This window comes from Mycobacterium sp. SMC-21 (assembly GCF_045310825.1).
Lineage (GTDB): Bacteria > Actinomycetota > Actinomycetes > Mycobacteriales > Mycobacteriaceae > Mycobacterium.
On sequence record NZ_JBJIAO010000005.1, the window covers coordinates 48192 to 69472 of the forward strand.

Consider the following 21281-nt stretch of genomic DNA (forward strand, 5'->3'; position numbering starts at 1 on the left):
GATCCGTCTGCCATGTTCCGCTGCCCGAGGAGATGTCATGCCCAGTCGAAGGCGAAATCTGAGACGCATCGTCACGCCGATTCTGGTCGCGTGTCTGTGCACGTTCGGTCTGATGCTGCCGCCGGCGGCGAGCGCCGATCAGTTGTCGAACGGGCTCACCGCGACCTGTACGCCCGACAGCGACGTCCACGTCACGTGCATCATCGGCGGATGTGCTCGCGTGCACGGTGACTACGTCATCGACGCGGTACACATCATGTGGAACGGCATCCAGTCCGAATACGAATTCAAATGCATCAACGGCGCCACCGCACGGTGGGGACATGACAACGGCGGCAAGGCTTTCAAGATCGGCGTCCAGGGCTGCCGCAAGAAGGACTTCGAAGGCGACTGGTGCGGGCCGTGGGCCGACTACAACTACACCCCGCCCGCCAAACCGCAGGAGGCGCCGGTGAAGTGTCCGCCGGGATCGAAGACTTCGACGGTGCCTGCAGGACAACAGTGTGAGGCAGCACCCTTGGCGGACATCAAATGCCCGGACGGGTCGCCGACCCCGACGGTGCATGCCGGCCAACAGTGCGCCCCGATTCCCGAGGTGACCAACGCGATTCAGGCGTCGTTCGGCGCTCCGGGTGCGACGAGCATTGCCTTCAATGTCTCGAACACGTCGAATCTCGCGGCCACGTGCAACTATGTCGCCACCACGAACTCGGTGAATCCGTTGGTGCCGCGCAAGACCACCCGGCAATTCAATGTCCCCGCCAACGGGAACCACACCGAGACTTTCAGTGGTGCACCGACTTTCTCCACCTACAACGTCGTGCTGTCCTGCCACGACGCCGGCGGTAAGCAGAAGTCGGAGATCGGCCACGTCGAAACGTCGGTGACGTGGTGACCTGACCCAACTCGGGGCGTCCTGCCACGGTCCGCAATGGCGCGGGCCGTGGCAGGACGGCGGCCGCCTTACGCGTAGGCGACGTGGACGTGGTGGATATGCCCTTCGAACGGGAAGGGCGCGCGTTCGCGGTAGTCCATCGAAACGGGTGACCCCAGGCAGGTGCCGATGTCGAGGCAGTCGTTCGCGGTGAACAGCAGCGGGGCGCTGATCGGCACCTGTCCGGCGGCCACCGTCTCGCCGTTGACCGCGACGGTGATGTCCAGCGGGCCACCGGGACGCACCTCGGCGTACTGGGTGGTCACCGTGATGGTGTGCCGGCCGGGCGCGATGGCGGCGTCGGAATGAATCTTGGTGCGCTGCAGGATGAACAGGTTGTACTCGTAGCGGACGTGGCCGTTCTCGAGGTAGCAGGTCAGGCCGCCGGCGCCACTGCCAAGGGCGTACAGGACCCCGGATGCGTTTTCCGGGACGTCGGCGTCGATGGTCACCACGTTGTTCTTGTTGCCCAGTGCCGGGGCGCAGAACTCGGGCATGCGGATCATGTCGCCGGAGAAGTGCCACTCCCGGAACGGCGGCGCGATCCGCAATTCCGGGTGGTACACCGGAACCCACAGTCCGCCACCGACTGGCAGCACGGCGTTTCGGGCCGCTTCGATGGCGAACATCTCCCGCATCTGCGCGAGCTTCTCCGGCAGCTGCCCTGCGAGATCGTTGGCCTGCGACCAGTCTTCATCCAGGTTGTACAGTTCCCAGACATCCTGATCGGGCGTCCACGTCGCGATGCCCGGGGGTTGCCCCGGCACCCACGGCAACCGCGGCCCACGCGCCGACGCGATCCAGCCGTCGTGATAGATCGCCCGGCTGCCCATGATCTCGAAGTACTGAGTCTTCTTGCCGCCCGGCGCGTTCCGGTCGGCGAGGGTGCGGGCAAAGCTGGCGCCGGCCAGCGGCATCTGCGGTTCGCCGTAGACGGTGCGCGGCGGCTCGATGCCGACCACCTCGTAGATCGTCGGCACGATGTCGTTGCAGTGCAGGAAGTTGTCGCGCGGCACGGTGTCGGCGGCGATCTTCGCGGGCCAACGCACCGCCAGCGGATTCCGGGTGCCGCCCAGATGCGACGCCAGCAGCTTCATGCCCTTGTAGGGCGTGCTGCCGGCCCAGGCCCAGCCCGCGTGGTACTGATTGTCGACCAGGGGAGAGCCCAGGACGTCCAGTCCGCCGAGCTCATCGAGCGCGTCGATGTGCTGGCGCACCGTCGTGGGAATTCCGTTCTGCGCCAACAGCTCTGAGATCGTGCCGTTCTGGCCTTCGCCGGAGGAACCGTTGTCGCCCCAGATGTACAGGAACAGGGTGTTGTCGCCGTAGCCGAGGGCATCGAGTTCGTCGGCGATCCGGCCGACCTGAACGTCGACGTGCTCGGCGTAGCCGGCGGCGACCTCCATCAGGCGCCGCTGAAACGGCTTCTCGTCCTCGGGGATGTCGTCCCACGCCGGCAGGGTCTCGTCGCGTTCGGTGAGTTCACAGTCCTGCGGAATCCAGCCCTTTTCCTTGGCCCGCTCGAAGACCCGCTGCCGGTAGGCATCCCAGCCGTCGTCGAACTTGCCCGCGTACTTGTCCGCCCATTCCTTCATGATGTGGTGCGGGCCGTGCAGGCAGCCGCTCGCCCAATACATGAAGAACGGCTTGTCGGCATTGAAGGCCTTGTGCCGGCGCAGCCACGAGATGGCGTCATCGGCGAGGTCTTCCGACAGGTGGTAGCCCTCTTCGGGAGTCTTCGGCGGGGCGACCACCGTGGTGTTGCGGACCAGGTTGGGTTCGTACTGGGACGCCTCACCGGCGAGAAAGCCGTAGAAGTATTCGAAACCCAAACCGGTGGGCCAGTTCTCGAACGGGCCGGCCGCGGTGGTTTCCTCTGCTGGGGTGTTGTGCCACTTGCCGAAAGCCGAGGTGGCGTAGCCGTACTGTTTGAGAACTTCGGCGACCGTCGCGCTGGACCGCGGAATCTTGCCCGCGTACCCGTCCCAGTCGTTGGCGAGTTCGGCGATCTGCCCGTTGCCGATCTCGTGATGGTTGCGACCCGTCAACAGCGAGGCCCGCGTCGGCGAGCACATGGCCGTGGTGTGAAACCTGTTGTAGGAGACGCCTTCCGCGCACACCCGGTCGAGTGTCGAGGTGGTCACTTCACCACCGAGAGTGGACGGCAGTCCGGGACCGGCGTCGTCGATGAGGACGATGACGATGTTGGGGGTGTCGTCGTGCAACCGCTTGGGGACGGTCCGCGGCTGGTACGTCGACTCCTGCAGCGTCCGGCCGGCGATGCTGGCGGATGGAACCGGCGGGAATGGCAACACGCCACCGTCCGGCAGTACCGGTGCCACCACACTCGTGTCAGACAACTCGACACCTCCTTCTGCTGATGCGGCAAGAGACTGCTCCCCGATCCGGGGTCTACTGTGCCGTACGCCACTGACGGTCGCGTCAGCGGGGGAGATCTTTGCCGTGCCGGGTCAGCCCTGGTAGCCCTCCAGGAATCCGGTGAGTCCCGACGGGGTGTGCGGACCGATGGCGATCTGTTCGACGACGCCGATCCCGGTGCGCTCACCCATGGTCGCCTTCACGACGTTCTGCAGGTGCAGCGACGTGAAGTCCGTCGGATCGAAATCGCCCAACCGGATTGATTCCCTGCCGATTTCGTACGGGCCATGATTGGAGCCGTGGCCCCAGTGCGGGTGCCAGTAGCCGATGCCGCGCATCCGGAACGTATAGAGCTTCTCCAGTTCGATGTGTGTCTCGCCCTCGATGGGATCGGTGAACCACAGGTGGGCCCGCCGGATTTCGCGCCGCCCGGGCTCCCAGTCCAGTTCGTAGCCGATGTCGTAGCACTCGCGTACGCCGACGCGACTGCACGGTGACGCACCGTCCGGCAGCGGGTCCAGGACCGCGGCAGTCTCCAGCCACCGGCGGCCGTCCTCATGCTCATGGAACGCGTAGTGGGTGAATCGGTCTCCGAAATGCAATGGCGCCCAGAGCCAGAAGACCTGGAACGGCATGGGTTGGCGCAACACGGCGAGCTGTTCGCCGACCGGCCGGATGCCCCACGACCGATCCCGGGTCCCCGGCACGTCACCGGCTCTGACCGCAAGGTCCTCGCCGTCGACGCTGATGATCCCTTCCCACGACCCCCATTGCGTCAGCCTGGTGTGGTCGGTCAGCACGATGCCTTCAGCGGTGCGGCGCTGTTGACGTGGCTCCTCGACGGCCACGGTGGTGGCTCGGAAGGTCAGGTCGCAGGAGATGTTCTGCTCGTTGTCCTCGACGACATAGCGGATGGTCCGCAATGGTTCGGCGACTTCGACGCGGAAAGGGCCGATGGTCGCCGACCGGTCCAGGGGCATAGCGCCCGAGGCGAAGATCGAATGTTCGACACCGTCTTTCACGACACTGAAGGCAGCGTCGATGATGCCGCGAACGGGGTAGTGCCCCATGGCCGCACCGAAGTAGAAGTCGCCGTCACGCTGGTGGCCGTTGAACCAGTAGCGATCGTAGTGGTTGGGGTCACCGCTGGCCGGCACGCCTACCGGGTCTGCCGAGGCGTGAATCGGATAGTCGTCAAAGGGCGTCAGCACGGCGGCGTCACCGCTTCGGGTCGTTGATCTTCACCAGCATCTTGCCGATGTTCGCCCCGGTGAACAGACCGTTCAGCGCGTCGATGCTGGATTCCAGTCCCTCGTAAACGGTTTCGCGATGCACCAGCAGGCCCTGCTGTTCCCAGCCGCTGAGTGCCGCGAAGGCCTCGTCGAACCGTGCCCACTCCTCGAGTGCGATGAAGCCCTGCATCGTCGAGGCCGTGGACAGCAGGTTCACGTAGTTGGACGGACCGGGGTGGTCGCCGTTGAGGTACGTCGTGATGATGCCGCACATGACCACCCGCGCCCGGTGGGCGAGGTTGCCGAGTGCGGCATTGAGAATGTCGCCACCGACGTTGTCGAAGTAGACGTTGATGCCGCCCGGACAGGCCGCCTTCAAGGCGGCCGGGAAATCGTCGGCCTTGTAGTCGACGCAGGCGTCGAACCCGAACTCCTCGACCACGACGCGACACTTCTCCGGGCCGCCCGCGATGCCGACGACGCGCGCGCCGGCGATCTTGGCGATCTGCCCGGCGACCGATCCGGTGGCGCCTGCAGCGGCGGAGACGACGACCGTCTCGCCGGGTTGGGGCTTTCCGACGCCTGTCATGCCGAAGTAGGCGGTCGCCCCGGTGGGACCGTAGATCGACATCACCGCGAGAGGGTCGGTGTACCCCACCACCGGTGTGCTGAACAGGTCGTCGCGGATGATCGCGTAGTCCTGCAGGCCGGTCAGCGTGGTGACCAGGTCGCCGACTTTGTAGGCCTCGCAACGAGATTCGACGACCTCGCCGATGCCTGCCACGCGCACCACCTCACCGAGCCCCAGCGCCGGGAGATAACCGGGTTCGCCGTCCAGCCAGGTGCGGGCAGCGGCGTCGATGCCGACATAGGTCGTCCGCAGCAGTGCTTCACCCTCTGCGGGGACGGGTGCGGGCACCGTCACCATCTCGGTGTCGTCGGGGGAGACCAGACCGTTGGGGCGGCGCCGCAACCGGATCTGACGGTTTTCTCGGTTCATCGTGTCGTTTCTGTGGGTACCGGAGAGTTTTCATATTGATTATTAAAAGTCCTCTCGGTTATCGTCAACCCCGAATGTGGAAGTGGTCGCCAGGAGAGTCCGATGAGCGTCAACAACGCAGCACCCCGCCGGGGGCGGCCGCCGCGTGTCGACCAGAGTGCCATTGCCGCAGCGGTTTTGGAGATCGGCACCGAGAACGCCACGATGCGCCGGGTCGCCGAGCATCTCGGTATCAGCCTGCCGGGGCTCTACCATCACGTGAAAAACCAGCACGACCTGCTGCGCCTGGCCACCGTCAGTGCCCTGACGAACTCACCGCCGCCGCGGTACACCGGCGGACACTGGGCGACCTGGCTCCGCGACTATGCGTCCTACATCCGGACGGTGCTGGCCGCCGAACCCGCGCTGGTGGAGAAGTTCGTCAGTGGTGCGGTCGGCCATGACGTCGAGATGGAGTACACCGCCGATGCAGTGGAAGCGCTTGCCGCGCAAGGTTTGTCGCCGAGCGACGCCCTCGCGGTATGGGCATCGGTGAGTACCATGGCAGTCGGCAGTGTCACCGAGGCCCATCGCGAATACCTGTACTCCGAGAGCGGGCAGCCATGGTTGGCCCGGATTCTCGCGCTCACCGCCAAACGTTCACCGTCGGAGTTTCCCACGTTGCGTGCCATCGCGAAATCGGGTGACGACCCGTTCGGTGACGAGGCCTTCCAGCATCGAATCACGTTGCTGCTGACCGGTATCGCGGCGCATTACGGGCTGCCCCTCTAGCGCCGAAACGGCATTCCAGCAGAGCAAGTCTCGTGAACTTGTCTGTCGGAATGCCGTTTCGGCGGAAGGTGGATCAGCTGCGCGGGTACGTCGGGTATTCGATACCCGAGAGGAACTGCACGACGCGGACGACCTGGCACGAGTAACCGAACTCGTTGTCGTACCAGCAGTACAGGATCGCCTGGTCGCCATCGACGATGGCCGCGTTCGCGTCGATGATGGACGCCGCACGCGAACCGATGAAGTCGCTCGACACCGCGTCGGTGGCCGCGGTGTAGTCGAGGTTGCGGCTCAGCGGGCCCGACAGCGACGTCTCGCGCAGGTGCGTGAGCACCTCGTCCTTCGTCGTCTCCTTCTTGAGCTGCAGGCTCAGGATGGCGATCGAGACGTCGGGGGTGGGGACGCGGATCGAGTTGCCCGTGATCTTGGCCTTGAGCTCCGGCAGGGCCTTGGCGACGGCCGAGGCGGCGCCGGTCTCGGTGATCGTCAGGTTCAGCGGCGCGGAACGGCCACGACGGTCGGCCTTGTGGTAGTTGTCCAGCAGGTTCTGGTCGTTGGTGAACGAGTGCACCGTCTCGACGTGGCCGCGGATGATGCCGAACTTCTCGTCCATCGCCTTGAGCGGCGGGACGATCGCGTTGGTGGTGCACGACGCACACGAGAAGATCTGCTGGCTGACATCCTGGCCGAGGTGGTTGACGCCGTGCACGATGTTCGGCACGTCGCCCTTGCCCGGCGCGGTCAGGACGACCTTCGAGACGCCCGGACGCAGGTGCTGCTCGAGACCCGCGCGGTCACGCCACTTGCCGGTGTTGTCGATGAGGATGGCGTCGTTGATGCCGTACTGCGTGTAATCGACCTCGGACGGGTCGTTGGCGTAGATGAACTTGATGACGTTGCCATTGGCGATGAGGAGGTTGTTCTCCTTGTCGACCTTGATGGTGCCGTTGAAGTGTCCGTGCACCGAGTCGCGGCGCAGCAGCGAAGCACGCTTCTTCAGGTCGTCGGCGCCACCGCTGCGGACCACGACGGCGCGCAGGTTCAGGCCGTTGCCGCCGCCGGCCTTCTCGACGAGCAGTCGCGCCACGAGGCGACCGATCCGGCCGAAGCCGTACAGGACCACGTCGCGCGGGCCCTGCGGCTCGGCCTTGTTGTCACCGGTGACGTCGGACAGCGCGTCGGCGACGAAGTCGGCGACCGAGAGGCCACGCTCATCGGCGCGGTAGGCGTGTACCAGCAGGCCGAGATCGATCTTGGCCGGACCCAGGTCCAGGTTCGCCAGAGCCTCCAGGAACGGGAAGGTCTCGACCACCGACAGCTCTTCGCCGGCGATCTGCCGAGCGAAACGGTGGGTGCGCAGGATGCTGATCACCGACTTGTTCACCAGCGACCGGCTGTGCAGCAGGACGGTGACGCCGCGCGTGCGGTGCAAGGTGCCGACGATCGGAATCATCGCCTCCGCCAGGGCTTCCTGGGTGTTCCAATTGGCAAGTTCTGGTGTATTCAACTCATCTGTCCTACGGGTCGCTTGGCCGATCGCGCTGAGCAGCGCATTCATGTTAGCGATCGGCATTTCCGGTTCTGCAGGTCGTCCCGCTGGCAGGGCACGTAGGGGTTGACAGGCACGCTGGCGCGTGCGCCGAACAGGCCTCACCCAGGTGTTTCAGCGCGGCGTCAGCGTGCGGCCGGCTGGATCCGCCGCAACACCGGCACCAAACCGGCGAGCGCCGCGATGTTCGCCACGACGATCAGGGCCATCGTGTAGCCGGGGGAGATGTCGTAGACGGCACCGAGCAGGCCGCCGGCGATCAGCAACGCGACGCCCCGCAACAGGGCCAGCCAGCCGAAGGCGATGGCCCTGGTGTTTGCCGGCACGAGCTCGGTGACCACCGATTTCACCGTGGAATCGAGCACGCCGTTGACGACACCCCAGATCGCGACGCCGACCCAGACCAGGGTGCGGTCACCGGTGAAAGCAATCGCCGAGCACGCGGCGGCGAGGGGAACCGCGAGCAGCACGATCGGTCCACGCTTGTCGTACACCCGGCCCATCACCAGACCCGCTGCGCCGTCCACCGCCATCGCGATCGCGAACAGGATCGGCACCTGAGCGTCGGTGAGCAGTCCGGTGCGCTGGGCATGGAACGCCAACAACGGGAATGATGCGACGCCGCATGACAGCAGGCCGATCGCGACGACGTACTGCCAGAACTGGGCGGGCAATCGCTTCGGCACCGCGGGGCTGCCCGGGGTGGATTCCGTGGCTTCGCGAACGGCCTCTTCTTCGTAGCTCCGCGGGTCGGGAACGCGAAACCGAAGCCAGCCCAGCAGGACCAGGACCAGGACGCCGGGAACGATGAGTACGCCGAACGCCATTCGGTAGTCGCCCGCGTGGGCGCTCAACACCGCCGCGAGCAACAGCGGCCCGGCGATGGCACCGGTCTGGTCGAGGGCCTGGTGCACGCCGAACGCGCTGCCGCGCCCGGTGCTCGTCGACGCATGCGACAGCAGAGTGTCCTTCGCCGGCGAGCGCACCGCCTTGCCGAGACGCTCGGTGCCGTACAACAGCAGCGCCGGAACGAGAGATCCGGTGACGCCGATCAACGGGACACTCAGCACGGTCAGCGCGTAGCCGGTGATCGTCCACGTCCAGTAGTGCTGGGTGCGCGAGACGGCATAGCCGGCGACGACGCGCAGCCCGTATCCGATGAATTCGCCTGCGCCGGCGACCAATCCGACGACTGCGGCGGACGCGCCGAGGGTCGCAAGATAGGGACCGATGATGCTGCGGGCGCCTTCGTACACCATGTCGGCGAGCAGGCTCACCACCCCGAAGACGAGGACGAAGTGCCAGGGCTTGAGCGGTCGGCCGGTCACGCACCGATTGTGCACGGGACCCGGCGGCAATACATGGCACGTGTCCGACCCGTCTGGCATAATCGCACATATGTTCGAACATGTGAGTGTCGGGGTCGGCGGTGTGCTGGTTCACGATGCCTCTGTGGTCGATGCGGTGGTGCATTTCGCGCGGGTGTCGAATGTGGCTGAGTGCGGGAAGTTTCGGGCGATCGCTGATCTGGTGGCGTTGCGTGTCGCTGACGAAGATGGTCGGCAGTGGTGGGCCTGTGATGGGTGGGATGCTGCGGTCGCCGAGGTGGGGGCGGCGCTGGGGATGGGGAAGCGTGAAGCGTCGGGGCAGTTGTCGATTGCGGTCGCGTTGCGGTTTCGGTTACCTCGGGTGGCGGCGGTGTTCGCCGATGGTGGGGTGTCGGCGCGGACGGTCGGCACGATCTGTTGGCGTACCCGCCTGGTGGAGGATCCCAATACGCTGGCGGTGATCGATGTTGCGTTGGCGGGGGCGTTGTCGGAGTGGGCGGGGTTGTCGCGCAAGAAGATTGAACGCAAGATCGACGGTTGGGTGCAGAAGTTCGACCCGGCTGCGGTGATCAAGGTGCGCTCGGCTGCCCGCCGGCGTGGGGTCGGGGTGGGCAAGCCCGATGATGAGACTGGGGTGGCGTCGATCTGGGGTGCGCTGTTGGCCACCGATGCGGAGTTGTTGGATCGGGTGCTGGACGAGATGGCCCGGCAGGTGTGCGAGGACGATCCGCGGACGTTCGGGCAGCGGCGGGCTGACGCGTTGGGGGTGTTGGCGGCCCGTGGGGATCGGCTGGCGTGCCAGTGCGGCAATCCGGATTGCCCGGCCGCTGGGCCTGATGCCCGGGCGGCGGCGGTGATGATTCATGTGCTCACCGATCAGCTGCCGACGCCGGTGGCGGATCCGCTGCTGCACGGGGATCCGGCCGCGCCGCTGACCCCGGCGCCAAACCAGCCTGCACCTGAGCCGGTGTTCACACCCGAACCTGAGCCTGAGCCCGCGCCGGCGGATGACGTGGCGCCGATGCCCGCGCCTGCACCGGCGGCCGATTCGCGGTCTGCCCAAACCCTGACTCCTGCTGGGGTCGAACGGGCCGGCGACAGCACGTCCACGCCAGTGCCGGCCAGCAGACCCGCGCATACACCTGCTCCGGCGGCTGAGTCGGCGCCCACCCCTGAAGCTCATGCGGCGCACCCGCCGGTCCCGGCTTCCGCTCCGACTTCCACCAAGCCCCCGGCTCCGGTGCGCACACCGGTCGGTTATGTCCTCGGCGGCGGTGTGGTGCCCCCGGCGGTGCTGGCGGATCTGGTGGCCCGCGGTGCGAAAGTGCGCACGGTCGCCTCGGCCGCCGATCTGGCTGAGGTGCCGCGGTACCGGCCGTCGGCGGCGATGGATGAGTTCGTGCGGGTGCGGGCCATGACGTGCATGTTCCCGGGCTGTGATCAGCCTGCCACCGCCTGCGATGTGGACCATACGATTGCGTGGCCGGTCGGGCCGACGCATCCGGGCAACCTGAGCCCGAAGTGCCGCAAACACCACCTGCTGAAAACGTTTTACGGCGGGCCGGATGGGTGGCAGGACCGTCAACAGCCTGACGGGACGATTGTGTGGACCGCACCCACCGGCCACACCTACATCAGCGTGCCCGAAAGTCGAATCCTGTTTCCCCGCACGGTCACCGACACCCCGCTGCCGAACCCACCACCAGAGGGAACCGATCTGGACACCACCGCGGCTGCCGGCCGGGGTGTCATGATGCCCATCCGGCGCCGCACCCGCGCCCAGAACCAGGCCCAGCAGATCGCCTACGAACGCGCCCTCAACCAAGCCGACATCGACGAACGCGAAGCCGCCCAAGAAGCCTTCGCCCGCCGGCGCAAAGAACGCCAAGAACGCGAAGCCGCAGAAGCCGCGGCCGCTGAATCAGCAGAGCAGCAAGACATCCCGCCGCCGCACTGAGGCAGATGGCTAGTGTGCGTGGTCGAACAGAACCAAGGTGTCGGCCAAGTTGCCGTCGACGAAGTAGGCGCGGCAGGTGAAAGGATCACGAATCGTGCCGCCGGCTTCGGCCTTGGCGTCGACCATTCCCGACACGTTCCACACGGTGATGCGGCTGTGGTCAACGCCTTTCAGTGGTTCGTCGGTCATCAGCGGAAACATGTCCTGCCCATCCGTCTCCAGCGTGCCGGCAACCGAGCGCACGTCGGAAAGCTGAGCCGAATCGGGCGATGCCAATTGCTTGCGCACGTCGGCTTGGCATCTGTCGCGGGCCACGTCTTGCGCGAGACGCGGCTCGGGGCGGACGAGGCCGAACCCGTGTGTCTTCATGGCGATCATCGCCAGTAGCGCCCCCGCAAGAACGCACGCCGCTCCGATGACGAGGAACCGGCTCGGTCGGCGCGGTTCTCCATGGTCAGCTGTCATGGACCGAACGTAACCTGCGTCCCGTCGCATCCCGTCACGGACTTGCCGGGTGGGAACTTTTGCGGATCGACATCCGGGATGACGGTGTCCCAGCGATACGCGCGCTGGGCGTCGGCGGCGCAGCCCTCATTGGCGGTGTCGTACAGGACCCGGAAGGTGTGCGGATCGGCGCCGGCGATGACCCGGTCTTGGTAGTAGGCCCGCTGATTGTCGACGGCGTAGTTGAAAACGCTGTCGTTGAGTCGGCGGAAGGTCGCCGCGTCCGCCCCGGGGATCGCTTCGCATCGGTAGTACACCGCGTGAATATCTTTGGTGTAGTCCAGGTTTCGGTCGTCGGGGGTGAAGCGCAGGATCTCGAAGTGCGCGGGGTCGTCCGAAATCTCGCGGTCCTTGCAGTAGACGGCACCGCTGTCCTTCGCGAGATCGCTGTTGATCGTCTCGAAGTGGTCGGGGTCGCCGCTGAGGGGCAGGGTGCCGGCCCAGATGTGGTTGCGGTCCTTGGCCCAGCCGTAATTCAGCCAGTCGAACGTGGTGACATCCGCACCGCCGATCTGAGCCCCCCGGTAGTAGGCGCGCGCCTTGTCCCGCGCGTAGCCGCTGGAGAGCTTGTGGAAGGAGCCGGCGTCCGCGCCGGCGACTTCGCGAGGTGACGAGTCGATGCCGCCCGTCCAGTACACCTTGCCATCGTCGACGTAGTAGCCGCCGACGACCTTCGGGCTACACGCAGGCGCCAGGAGCACTGCCGAGACAGCCAGCGCGGTAACCCATCGACGCACCTGCCCACCTCCTGTCGATCCCAGGATTAGACGTTCGCACAAAGACGCGGGCCGTGCATCTATCTATCGAGATGACAGGCTACGATTGCCGCAGACAACTCAATACGCCGACAACGCGCTGTGGGAGAACCCCCGGAAACGGGGCGCCGTAGGAGCAAGTCCTCCCCGGGAATCTCTCAGGCCCAAATACCGCAGCGTCGAGGCAACTCTGGAGAACAGTGCGGATCAACAGATCCGCGCTTACCGAAGGTGAACGGCGCTTACGCGTCAAAACTCTCAGGTTTCAGGACAGAGCGGGGAGGTGCTACCCAACGACGCGTCGAGCAGTCGACGCCCCGCGAACCGGAGTCACCTCATGTCTGTCCGTACAATAATTGGTAAGAACCACAACAGCTTTCGTGACCGCACTGGTCCGGCATCTCCGCTGTTGGCCGAACACCGGGCCCTGGCAGCTAGTTTCACCGACTTCGCCGGGTGGGAAATGCCACTCAAGTACGGCAGTGAACTCGCAGAGCACCGGGCGGTACGCGAGGCGGCGGGCCTGTTCGACCTGTCGCACATGGGTGAGGTCGCGGTCACGGGACCGGAAGCGGCGGCAGCGCTGGACTTCGCGCTGGTCGGTGAGGCTTCCAAGATTGGTGTGGGGCGGGCCAAATACTCGTTGATGTGCGACGCCGATGGCGGTGTCATCGATGACCTGGTGGTGTACCGGCTGGGCACTGACGCCTTCCTGGTCGTCGCCAATGCGGCCAACGCGCCGACCGTGGCTCGCAAACTGGTCAGGCGCGCAGCGCAATTCGACGCGGTTGTCGATGACCAGTCACTGGCGACCGCACTGATCGCGGTGCAGGGGCCGGCGTCCGAGGCCATCGTCAGCTCGCTGGTGCCGCACCGCCGGAGAGCCGCCGTTGCCGAGCTCCCGTACTACGCGGTGATCGATGCTCAGGTGGCCGGCATCGACGTGCTGCTCGCGCGCACCGGCTACACCGGCGAAGACGGCTTCGAGCTCTACGTGCCCAACGGTCAGGCTGTGGCACTGTGGGGAGCGCTGCTCGCAGCCACCTCCGAGGCCGGCGGCGTACCCGCGGGTCTCGCCTGCCGCGACACGCTACGGCTGGAGGCCGGCATGGCGCTCTACGGGCACGAGCTCACCGCGGACATCAACCCTTACCAGGCAGGCCTCGGCAAGGTGGTGCGCCTGGGCAAGGACTTCGTGGGACGTGATGCGCTGCAACAACTTTCTGCGCAGAACGGCCAGCGGGTGCTGGTCGGACTGAAGGGCGATACCCGACGCGCCGCGCGGTCCGGGTACACCATCCATCACGACGACGAGGCGGTGGGCACCGTGACCTCGGGCACGCTGTCGCCGACCCTGGGATACCCCGTCGCGCTGGCCTATCTCGACGCCGCGCTGGCGGAACCCGGCACCAGGGTGCAGGTCGACGTCCGAGGGCGAAAAGAGCCGTTCGAAGTCACCCCGGCGCCGTTCTACCGTCGCCCCTGAATACGAGACGACCACTTCAGGAAGGACCACCATGGCCACCAACGTCATCCCCGACGATCGCAGCTACAGCGAGGAGCACGAATGGGTACTCATCGCGCCCGGCGCCGCCCTTCCCGACGCCCCGGTGCGGGTCGGCATCACCGCGGTCGCGGCCGCGGCCCTCGGTGATCTGGTGTACGTCGACCTGCCCGAAGTCGGGTCCGCCATCACCGCCGGCGAGACCTGTGGCGAGGTCGAATCGACCAAGACCGTGTCGGAGCTGTACCCGCCGGTGAGCGGCACGGTCACTGCGGTCAACAGCGCCGCGGTCGACGATCCCAGCATCATCACCGCCGACCCCTACGATGCCGGTTGGCTCTTCGAGGTACAGCCGACCGCGGCCGGAAACCTGCTCACCGCAGCCGATTACGCCGCACGTAACGAGGAGTAGCCATGAGCATCTCGGTCGTCGCGGCCGCTCCGCTCGCCAACGGTGCAGCCGATTCCGGACATCTCGACCCGCAGGTGCGTACCCTGGCCGAACAGTTCCCGCTCTACCCGGAGTTGTAATGGCGATCAGCGTGTTCGACCTGTTTTCCGTCGGGATCGGGCCGTCGAGTTCACACACCGTCGGCCCGATGCGGGCGGCCGGCATGTTCGTCGACGAACTCATCGCCCGCAAGACGATCGACGACGTCGTCGATGTTCGAATCGATCTGTACGGATCGCTGGCGGCCACCGGCGGCGGCCACGGCACGATGCCCGCCATCCTGCTCGGACTGGAGGGCTGCCGTCCCGAGACCATCGAGACCGACGAGATGGAACGGCGGCTGGCGGCCATCAGGGCCACCGGTACGGTCCGGCTGGGCGGCCGGATCGAGCTCCCTCTCGCCGAATCTGACATCGCCCTGCACCCGGCGCAGCAGCTCGACCGTCATCCCAACGCGATGACGATCACTGCCCGTTCGGCCGACGGCGAAGTGCTCTTCGGCGAGACGTATTTTTCTGTCGGGGGTGGCTTCGTCGTCACCGAAGACGACTTGGCGCAGCCACCCGAATGTGGCAGAGATGCGGACACTTTCACGTCGGCGGCAGAACTTCTGGCGCTCACCGACCGCGAGCGCATCCCCATCAGCGCGGTGATGATGAGCCAGGAGTCGACGACGCGCACCGAAACCGAGGTGCGTCGACAGCTGCTACACATCCGCGATGTGATGCTCGCGTGTGCGACCAACGGCATGTCCCGCGACGGCTACCTGCCCGGCAAGTTGATGGTCCGCCGGCGGGCCAAGGACTGGTTCGTCCGACTGAGCGCCGAAGACGCCGGGCGCGACCCGGCCTTCGCCGAGGACTGGGTGAACCTGGTGGCACTGGCGGTGAACGAGGAGAACGCCTCGGGTGGTCGCATCGTCACCGCACCGACCAACGGTGCCGCCGGCATCATTCCGGCGGTGCTGTACTACGCGCTGCACTACACCGCGGCGGGCAAGGCCGATCCCGACGACGTCACCGTCCGCTTCCTCCTGACTGCCGGCGCCATCGGCTCCCTGTACAAGGAACGTGCATCGATCTCGGGTGCAGAGGTCGGCTGCCAGGGTGAGGTCGGATCGGCGGCATCGATGGCTGCCGGTGGCCTCGCCGAAATCCTCGGTGGCACACCCCAACAGGTCGAAAACGCCGCCGAGATCGCGATGGAGCACAGCCTGGGCCTGACCTGCGATCCGATCGGAGGTCTCGTGCAAATCCCGTGCATCGAACGCAACGCCATCTCGGCGGGCAAGGCCATCAATGCCGCTCGCATGGCACTGCGCGGTGACGGCACCCACCGGGTCAGCCTTGACCAGGTCATCGAGACGATGCGCGCGACCGGCATGGACATGAGCTCCAAATACAAGGAAACCTCGACCGGTGGCCTCGCCGTCACCGTTAATGTCGTCGAATGCTGAACGACATCACGGCCCCGCCGGTGCGCATCGGCATCCTGGGCGCCGCGCGGATCGGGCCGCTGGCGCTCATCAAACCGGCGAGGGGCCGCAGCGATGTCGTCGTGGCGGCGGTGGCCGCACGTGACACCGCGCGGGCCGACCAGTTCGCCGCGCGTCACGGCATCGGTACCGCATATGGGAGTTACGACGCGCTGATCGCGGATCCCGAGGTGGACGCGGTGTACATCCCGCTGCCGAATGGTCTGCACGGCAGGTGGATCCGGGCCGCCCTCGACGCCGGTAAGCATGTGCTCTGCGAAAAGCCGTTCACCGCCAATGCAACTGAGGCGACGGACATTGCACAGCGGGCGGCGGCATCGGACCGCGTGGTGATGGAGGCGTTCCACTACCGCTATCATCCGCTGGCCCTGCGCGTCGAGGAGATCATCGCCTCCGGCGAGCTGGGGAAGCTGCAGCACGTAGAGACGGCGATGTGCTTTCCGCTGCCCAAGTTCTCCGACATCCGGTACAACTACGCGCTCGCCGGTGGCGCGACGATGGACGGCGGGTGCTACGCCATCCACATGGCGCGCATCTTCGGCGGCGGAACTCCCGAGGTCGTGTCGGCGCAGGCGAAACTCCGTGACGGGCAGGTCGATCGCGCGATGACCGCCGAATTGCGTTATCCCGCAGGGCATACCGGCCGCGTGCGCTGCAGTATGTGGTCGACGAGCCTGCTCGCGATGAGCGCGCGGGTCATCGGGGAGCACGGCGAGCTGCGGGTCGTCAATCCCGTGCTGCCCCAGCTGTACCACCGCCTCGCGGTCCGCAGCACGAACGGCAAACGCGTGGAACGATTTTCACGACGAGCGTCCTACAGCTATCAGCTGGACGCCTTCGCCGGTGCGGTACTGCGCGGTGAACCGGTCAAGACGACTCCGCAGGATGCGGTCGAGAACATGACCGTCATCGATGCCGTCTACCGGGCGGCCGGCCTTCCGGTGCGGCAGCCCGCATGACACCGCCTGCGGATCGGCTCGGTATCGAGGCGCTGAGCGTGTTCGGCCTGCCGCCGGTCGAATTCGTCGAACTGGCCGCGGATCTCGGGTGTCGGTACATCACGGTCTTCCTCCGGAACCTCGCCGTGCTGCCACTGGGCTATCCGCCGTTCGCGCTCATGGACGACAGCCGGCTGCGGGCTGACCTGCTGGCCGCCATGCATCACCGCGGCGTCAGCATCTCGCTGGGTGATGGATTCCTGGTGCTGCCCGACGCCGACATGCGGTCATTCGCAATGGATCTTGACCTGATGGCCGAGCTGGGGGTGCCGCGCATCAATGTGGTCAGCCTCGACCCGGATCTCGACCGCACCTGTGATCAGGTGGGCACGCTGGCGGAGCACGCGGCCGAGCGGCAGATCGAGACTGTCGTCGAACCCGTGCCGGGCCTGACGATCGGCGATCTGTCGACGGCACTGGCTGTGCTCCAACAGGTCTCGCGGCCCGATGTCCGGCTCCTCGTCGACACCATGCACCTGGTGCGCTCGGGTTCGGGCGCCGACGAGATCTCGGCGATCGCTCCCGACCAGATCGGTTACGCCCAACTCTGTGACACCACGCTCACGCCGCGGACCGACAACTATGCAGAAGAGGCCATGTTCGAACGCATGGTGCCGGGGGAGGGCGAGCTGCCGCTGCTGGAAATCCTTGCGGCGCTTCCCGACGACGTCGTCATCGGCCTGGAAGTCCCGCAACGCGCGCCGGCGCTCGCCGGCATCGGTCCGGCAGAGCGGCTCAGACCCTGCGTCGAAGCGGCGCAGGGTCTGTTGCGGCGGCGTCAGCTCAGCCGGCGAGGGTCTGCTTGAAACGGCGGACCATGAGAGCCACCACCGCGCCGAGGACCAGAACGACGACCGAACCGACCACGTTGACCAAGCCATTGGCGACGTCGAACGGGAACGTGAAGATGATGCCGAGCAGGATGGCGACCTGAATCAACAGGCCGATGCCGACCACGGCACTCAGCCGGATGTGCAACGCGTGCAGCGCGGTGGTCGGGGTGTGCGCCGTGGCAGCCGGCATGAATCGGGCCGCGACGAACTGCGTCATGGGCTTGCCGAGCAGGCAGCTGGCGAGGAACACCGCCGCCGCCACACCGCCGACGAGCGTCTGCCCAGCCAGCACGAGCCGGGGATCGGTCGTCACCAGGGCGACGGCCAGGGTGAGCCCGAACATCAGCATGAGGTACCCGGAGTAGGGATCGAGCCGACGAACCCGCACGAGCCCGTACGCGACCGGGACACCGGCGACGACCGTCGCGGCCAGGAGCGCGAAGTACTCGGAATGCCCGGTGGCGCGGAGGCCGTAGAAGGCGACCAGCGGCGTGCCGATCTCGAGGACGGTCCGGACGATCGCGCGGCGTTTGGCGGCGGATCGGGCGGCATCCGGGCGGTCGACCGGCTCCGGTTCGATGGTGTCGATCGACATGGCGGTCATGGAGATGTCCTTCCCGGACGAGTCGGTGGCGTCGCCGTGCAGCGATGCCTACAGCGTCTCGCTCGGGCAGTCCCGGGTCTGTCGGGCGACCGGTTGATGAGGGGGAGGAAACCGATGTCCACCGATCGGCGGAGCCACTGAAGGCGCGTACCTCCGAGCCACGCCAAAAGTCCACGTCAACCGGATTGTCCGCGCTAATGTCGTCTCGACGTCACTGCCGTAAGGAGACAGCCATGGGTAGCTATCGGACGGTCCTGGTCGGAACTGACGGCTCAGACTCATCGATGAAGGCAGTCGAGCACGCCGCTACGTTCGCCGCTCAGCAGGGCGCGAAGCTGGTGATCGCGACGGCCCATTTCCACGAAGTCGAAAAGGGCAGCTGGGCACGAGCGGCCGCACCGGAAAAGGCCAGTGATCGTCGCGCCGAGGACGTACTCGGTCGTGACGCCGGCTACCGGGTGCACGGCGACGCGCACGTGTACGAGATTCTGCGCGACGCAGGCGAACTCGCGCGTGGCGCGGGCGCCCAGGACGTGGAAGAGCGGTCGGTCATCGGCGCACCCGTCGAAGCGCTGACCACGCTGGCGCGCGACGTCGCCGCCGACCTGATCGTCGTCGGCGATGTCGGCCTGAACACGACCGCAGGACGCCTGTTGGGCTCGGTTCCCGCCGACGTTGCGCGCAAGGCCAAGATCGACATCTTGATCGTGCACACCGTCGACTGACCTTGTGCCGATGTCGACCCACGACTTTGCCACCTACGAGGAATTCGGCCGAGAGTTCTTCGAGGTCGCTGTCACCGCCGATCGCGTTGCCGATGGCTTCGGCACGATGGCCGGCGACACCTTTGAGCTCGGGCCCTTTCCGGCCGGCCCCGCCGGGATCGCGCGGGTGACGGCGCGGGTCAGCATCGAGCAGCCACAGGTGACACGCAGAGACGGCGACATGATCGCTTTCGACGTTCGAATTCCCCTCGACATCGATCTGCTCATCGACCTGCGCGTGGACCGGTCCCGGTTCGAGGTGACCGGCGAGATCGCGTTGATCGCCACGGCTCGCGCTGCCGAGCCGCTGCTGCTGATCATCGATATCCCGAAGCCGGAGCGCAAAGACATCACCGTGAACGTGACGTCGCAGACACTGCGCGGTGAGCTGCTGCGGATCGTGGCCGACGTCGACTCGGAGATCAAGCGCGTCATCGCCAAGCAGGTCGGCCGCCGGATCGAGGCGCCCGAAGCGCAGCAGGCGAAGGTCGTCGACATCGGTAAGCGCATCGCCAGCGCGTGGACCGGCGTCTGACGGCGCCGACGGGGTAGCGTGCCCGCATGACGGTGTATGCCATTGCGCAGCTTCGGTTTACAGATCGACCCGCGTACGACAGGTATCAGAGTCGGTTCATGGGCGTCTTCGCGCAATACGCGGGGACCATCCTCGCGGCAGACGAGGCACCCGCGGTCATCGAAGGCGACTGGGATCGCGAGAAGGTGGTCCTGATGTCGTTCCCCGACGAGTCGTCGTTCCGTGCATGGGCGAATTCACCTGAGTACCATGAAATCTCGGTCGATCGCCGGGCCGGATCCGACGCCGTCGTCCTGCTCGTCAAGGGAATCGGTGCGCCGTAGTGGCGGCGTACCGAACAACCCCGCGGCCGGACGATTCGGCGACCGATCAGACCGGCGCGATGTAGTTGCTGCTGTAGAACTCCTCCGGGACTTGCGAATGCGCAGACGGTAGGTCCACGGCCAGCCACATGCCGGTGGCGCCGGCCGGGATGGGCGCCTGCAGCGTGATGCTGCCGCTACCGAAGGCGTCGGTGACGAGTGTGCCGGTGGTGATGCCGCGGTCACCGGGCAGACAACCCAGCACGGCGTGCGGTGCCGGGATCACCCGCACCACGTACCGCGCGTCGTCGGCGCCGTTCGTCAAGTCGATATGAGCGACCGCGATGCGCCCGTCCGAGGTGATCTCGGCGAAGGGTTTTGCGCTTGCGCGACCCAATTGTGTTGTCACCAGCTGGAAGTCGCAGGTGTGCAGGTTGGCGAGCAGGAACATTCGATGTGCCGGCGATGCGGACGCCGACGTGGCTACCATCGTCATGGCCGCGCTCAATGCTGCCGAGATGGCCACGGCTCGCGCGAATTCGCCCCTCACGGTCGCTACGGTTTTCACTGTGAACCTTCTTGCTCGTGCGTGAAATAGATTGGCGCACTACGTGTTCAACAGCCTATGAAGGTGAGGGGTCAGCTCGGATCGTGCCGTGGTCGGAGATCGGTCGAAGACTTCCTACTCCCGGGGTAGGTATCGGCCGCCACCCACGGCACGATGCCGGCGCGTGCGGCGTCACTAGCGCGCCGGGGCAACGCCGTTCAAGACGAAGTCGATGACGTCACCGGCGACGTCGCTTTGCGTCTTGTTTGAACTCAGGGCGTTGTGCAACAGCGCCGTCATCATGACCGCGCCGAAAATGCTGACCGCATCGGTGTGCGGATCCGCGACACGCTTCAAGGTGCCGTCCGCGGCGCCGGCGTCGAGCACGCGGGAAATGGGTTCGTAGAACGCATGCTGGACCGCCGAAGCGAGGTCGGGGAGTCGGATGGCGCGGCCCAGGTCACCGACCAGTGCCATGCTCGTCCCCGGCCGATTCATGGTGTGCGCGACCTGCGCGGTGATGACGGCAATGAGCCGTTCCCGCCCGCTTCCCGTGGAATCGGCGGCCGCGGCAACGTCACGAGCCAGGTCGCCCAGTGAATCCCGCAGCAGGAAGCCGAGGATGTCGTCCTTGCCGGTGAAGTAGTAGTACAGCGTGGCTTTCGGGACACCGGACGCGGCGGCGATCTCTTCGATCTTCGTGTTTTCCAGGCCCTTGGCGGCGATCAGGTCGGCCGCGGCATAGAGCTTGCTCGCCACTGCCGCGGGCACTGCGCGTCCGGTCTGTTCAACCACGAGTCGAAGTGTACGAGGGAGCGATCCGCGGGACCTCGCGAAGG

General features: G+C 66.3%; 21 protein-coding genes and 1 riboswitch. Of the genes, 11 read left to right on the forward strand and 10 right to left on the reverse strand.

What is annotated here, in order from left to right; genetic code table 11:
- The first annotated feature begins 37 nt into the window (after positions 1 to 37).
- Positions 38 to 895, forward strand: a complete 858-nt coding sequence (locus ACJH6H_RS07405) for a hypothetical protein (protein WP_406774556.1) — start codon at positions 38 to 40, stop codon at positions 893 to 895.
- A gap of 68 nt (positions 896 to 963) precedes the next feature.
- Here the strand turns inward: ACJH6H_RS07405 and ACJH6H_RS07410 are convergent, their stop codons facing one another.
- From ACJH6H_RS07410 to ACJH6H_RS07420, 3 genes are all read right to left on the reverse strand, one after another.
- Positions 964 to 3294, reverse strand: a complete 2331-nt coding sequence (locus tag ACJH6H_RS07410) for an arylsulfatase (protein ID WP_406774557.1) — start codon at positions 3292 to 3294, stop codon at positions 964 to 966.
- A gap of 111 nt (positions 3295 to 3405) precedes the next feature.
- Positions 3406 to 4524, reverse strand: coding sequence for a hypothetical protein (locus ACJH6H_RS07415; protein ID WP_406774558.1), 1119 nt, complete (start codon positions 4522 to 4524; stop codon positions 3406 to 3408).
- A gap of 7 nt (positions 4525 to 4531) precedes the next feature.
- Positions 4532 to 5545 (reverse strand): NADP-dependent oxidoreductase, encoded by a 1014-nt coding sequence (locus tag ACJH6H_RS07420; RefSeq protein ID WP_406774559.1) that lies wholly within the window; start codon positions 5543 to 5545, stop codon positions 4532 to 4534.
- Between the two features lie 102 nt (positions 5546 to 5647).
- Between ACJH6H_RS07420 and ACJH6H_RS07425 the strand changes: the two genes are divergently transcribed.
- Positions 5648 to 6316: a TetR/AcrR family transcriptional regulator C-terminal domain-containing protein gene (locus tag ACJH6H_RS07425; RefSeq protein WP_318985072.1), complete on the forward strand. Its 669-nt coding sequence runs from the start codon at positions 5648 to 5650 to the stop codon at positions 6314 to 6316.
- 73 nt (positions 6317 to 6389) lie between these two features.
- Here ACJH6H_RS07425 and ACJH6H_RS07430 read toward each other — a convergent pair whose 3' ends face one another.
- Both ACJH6H_RS07430 and ACJH6H_RS07435 read right to left on the reverse strand, forming a co-directional pair.
- The gene (locus ACJH6H_RS07430; RefSeq protein WP_406774560.1) at positions 6390 to 7823 is read right to left on the reverse strand and encodes a glyceraldehyde-3-phosphate dehydrogenase; all 1434 of its coding nucleotides are present in this window, start codon (positions 7821 to 7823) and stop codon (positions 6390 to 6392) included.
- A gap of 167 nt (positions 7824 to 7990) precedes the next feature.
- Positions 7991 to 9193: an MFS transporter gene (locus tag ACJH6H_RS07435; protein ID WP_406774561.1), complete on the reverse strand. Its 1203-nt coding sequence runs from the start codon at positions 9191 to 9193 to the stop codon at positions 7991 to 7993.
- 70 nt (positions 9194 to 9263) lie between these two features.
- Here ACJH6H_RS07435 and ACJH6H_RS07440 point away from each other — a divergent pair, with 70 nt between their 5' ends.
- The gene (locus ACJH6H_RS07440) at positions 9264 to 11150 is read left to right on the forward strand and encodes a DUF222 domain-containing protein (RefSeq protein ID WP_406774562.1); all 1887 of its coding nucleotides are present in this window, start codon (positions 9264 to 9266) and stop codon (positions 11148 to 11150) included.
- 9 nt (positions 11151 to 11159) lie between these two features.
- Here the strand turns inward: ACJH6H_RS07440 and ACJH6H_RS07445 are convergent, their stop codons facing one another.
- Entirely contained in the window at positions 11160 to 11528 is a 369-nt protein-coding gene (locus tag ACJH6H_RS07445; protein WP_406774563.1) for a hypothetical protein, read from the reverse strand.
- Positions 11529 to 11611: 83 nt separating this feature from the next.
- The gene (locus tag ACJH6H_RS07450) at positions 11612 to 12391 is read right to left on the reverse strand and encodes a DKNYY domain-containing protein (RefSeq protein WP_406774564.1); all 780 of its coding nucleotides are present in this window, start codon (positions 12389 to 12391) and stop codon (positions 11612 to 11614) included.
- A 111-nt stretch (positions 12392 to 12502) separates the two neighbouring features.
- Positions 12503 to 12593: riboswitch (glycine riboswitch) on the forward strand.
- Between the two features lie 153 nt (positions 12594 to 12746).
- Here ACJH6H_RS07450 and gcvT point away from each other — a divergent pair.
- From gcvT to ACJH6H_RS07475, 5 genes are all read left to right on the forward strand, one after another.
- A complete protein-coding gene (gene gcvT, locus ACJH6H_RS07455) occupies positions 12747 to 13895 on the forward strand; it encodes a glycine cleavage system aminomethyltransferase GcvT (RefSeq protein ID WP_406774565.1) in 1149 nt (382 codons plus the stop codon).
- 31 nt (positions 13896 to 13926) lie between these two features.
- Positions 13927 to 14325, forward strand: a complete 399-nt coding sequence (gene gcvH / locus ACJH6H_RS07460) for a glycine cleavage system protein GcvH (RefSeq protein WP_406774566.1) — start codon at positions 13927 to 13929, stop codon at positions 14323 to 14325.
- Positions 14326 to 14443: 118 nt separating this feature from the next.
- On the forward strand, positions 14444 to 15820 hold the full coding sequence (locus ACJH6H_RS07465; RefSeq protein ID WP_406774567.1) for an L-serine ammonia-lyase: 1377 nt from the start codon (positions 14444 to 14446) through the stop codon (positions 15818 to 15820).
- Positions 15814 to 16818 (forward strand): Gfo/Idh/MocA family protein, encoded by a 1005-nt coding sequence (locus ACJH6H_RS07470; RefSeq protein ID WP_406774568.1) that lies wholly within the window; start codon positions 15814 to 15816, stop codon positions 16816 to 16818. Before ACJH6H_RS07465 ends, ACJH6H_RS07470 begins: the two co-directional genes overlap by 7 nt.
- The gene (locus tag ACJH6H_RS07475; protein WP_406774569.1) at positions 16815 to 17663 is read left to right on the forward strand and encodes a sugar phosphate isomerase/epimerase family protein; all 849 of its coding nucleotides are present in this window, start codon (positions 16815 to 16817) and stop codon (positions 17661 to 17663) included. The genes ACJH6H_RS07470 and ACJH6H_RS07475 overlap by 4 nt, the downstream gene beginning before the upstream one ends.
- On the opposite strand, the gene ACJH6H_RS07480 is transcribed toward ACJH6H_RS07475, so the two are convergent.
- Positions 17641 to 18294, reverse strand: coding sequence for a VC0807 family protein (locus tag ACJH6H_RS07480; protein ID WP_406774570.1), 654 nt, complete (start codon positions 18292 to 18294; stop codon positions 17641 to 17643). The two genes, ACJH6H_RS07475 and ACJH6H_RS07480, sit on opposite strands and share 23 nt — an antisense overlap.
- A gap of 233 nt (positions 18295 to 18527) precedes the next feature.
- Here ACJH6H_RS07480 and ACJH6H_RS07485 point away from each other — a divergent pair, with 233 nt between their 5' ends.
- From ACJH6H_RS07485 to ACJH6H_RS07495, 3 genes are read left to right on the forward strand one after another with little or no spacing between them, the layout of a single operon-like run.
- Positions 18528 to 19019, forward strand: coding sequence for a universal stress protein (locus ACJH6H_RS07485; RefSeq protein ID WP_061007371.1), 492 nt, complete (start codon positions 18528 to 18530; stop codon positions 19017 to 19019).
- A gap of 10 nt (positions 19020 to 19029) precedes the next feature.
- Positions 19030 to 19593, forward strand: a complete 564-nt coding sequence (locus ACJH6H_RS07490) for a hypothetical protein (RefSeq protein WP_406774571.1) — start codon at positions 19030 to 19032, stop codon at positions 19591 to 19593.
- Between the two features lie 26 nt (positions 19594 to 19619).
- On the forward strand, positions 19620 to 19916 hold the full coding sequence (locus ACJH6H_RS07495; protein ID WP_406774572.1) for a DUF1330 domain-containing protein: 297 nt from the start codon (positions 19620 to 19622) through the stop codon (positions 19914 to 19916).
- 46 nt (positions 19917 to 19962) lie between these two features.
- Here the strand turns inward: ACJH6H_RS07495 and ACJH6H_RS07500 are convergent, their stop codons facing one another.
- Both ACJH6H_RS07500 and ACJH6H_RS07505 read right to left on the reverse strand, forming a co-directional pair.
- Complete coding sequence (locus tag ACJH6H_RS07500; protein WP_237162975.1) at positions 19963 to 20445, reverse strand: hypothetical protein; 483 nt, start codon at positions 20443 to 20445, stop codon at positions 19963 to 19965.
- Between the two features lie 192 nt (positions 20446 to 20637).
- Positions 20638 to 21237, reverse strand: coding sequence for a TetR/AcrR family transcriptional regulator (locus tag ACJH6H_RS07505; RefSeq protein WP_406774573.1), 600 nt, complete (start codon positions 21235 to 21237; stop codon positions 20638 to 20640).
- Positions 21238 to 21281: the final 44 nt, after the last annotated feature.

Excerpts from the sequence above, each read along its gene's own strand:
- ACJH6H_RS07405 (WP_406774556.1), top strand. The coding sequence starts at position 38 with ATGCCCAGTCGAAGGCGAAATCTGAGACGCATCGTCACGCCGATTCTG.
- ACJH6H_RS07420 (WP_406774559.1), bottom strand. The coding sequence starts at position 5,545 with ATGAACCGAGAAAACCGTCAGATCCGGTTGCGGCGCCGCCCCAACGGT.
- ACJH6H_RS07425 (WP_318985072.1), top strand. The coding sequence starts at position 5,648 with ATGAGCGTCAACAACGCAGCACCCCGCCGGGGGCGGCCGCCGCGTGTC.
- ACJH6H_RS07440 (WP_406774562.1), top strand. The coding sequence starts at position 9,264 with ATGTTCGAACATGTGAGTGTCGGGGTCGGCGGTGTGCTGGTTCACGAT.
- ACJH6H_RS07445 (WP_406774563.1), bottom strand. The coding sequence starts at position 11,528 with ATGATCGCCATGAAGACACACGGGTTCGGCCTCGTCCGCCCCGAGCCG.
- gcvT (WP_406774565.1), top strand. The coding sequence starts at position 12,747 with ATGTCTGTCCGTACAATAATTGGTAAGAACCACAACAGCTTTCGTGAC.
- gcvH (WP_406774566.1), top strand. The coding sequence starts at position 13,927 with ATGGCCACCAACGTCATCCCCGACGATCGCAGCTACAGCGAGGAGCAC.
- ACJH6H_RS07465 (WP_406774567.1), top strand. The coding sequence starts at position 14,444 with ATGGCGATCAGCGTGTTCGACCTGTTTTCCGTCGGGATCGGGCCGTCG.
- ACJH6H_RS07470 (WP_406774568.1), top strand. The coding sequence starts at position 15,814 with ATGCTGAACGACATCACGGCCCCGCCGGTGCGCATCGGCATCCTGGGC.
- ACJH6H_RS07475 (WP_406774569.1), top strand. The coding sequence starts at position 16,815 with ATGACACCGCCTGCGGATCGGCTCGGTATCGAGGCGCTGAGCGTGTTC.
- ACJH6H_RS07480 (WP_406774570.1), bottom strand. The coding sequence starts at position 18,294 with ATGACCGCCATGTCGATCGACACCATCGAACCGGAGCCGGTCGACCGC.
- ACJH6H_RS07485 (WP_061007371.1), top strand. The coding sequence starts at position 18,528 with ATGGGTAGCTATCGGACGGTCCTGGTCGGAACTGACGGCTCAGACTCA.
- ACJH6H_RS07490 (WP_406774571.1), top strand. The coding sequence starts at position 19,030 with ATGTCGACCCACGACTTTGCCACCTACGAGGAATTCGGCCGAGAGTTC.
- ACJH6H_RS07495 (WP_406774572.1), top strand. The coding sequence starts at position 19,620 with ATGACGGTGTATGCCATTGCGCAGCTTCGGTTTACAGATCGACCCGCG.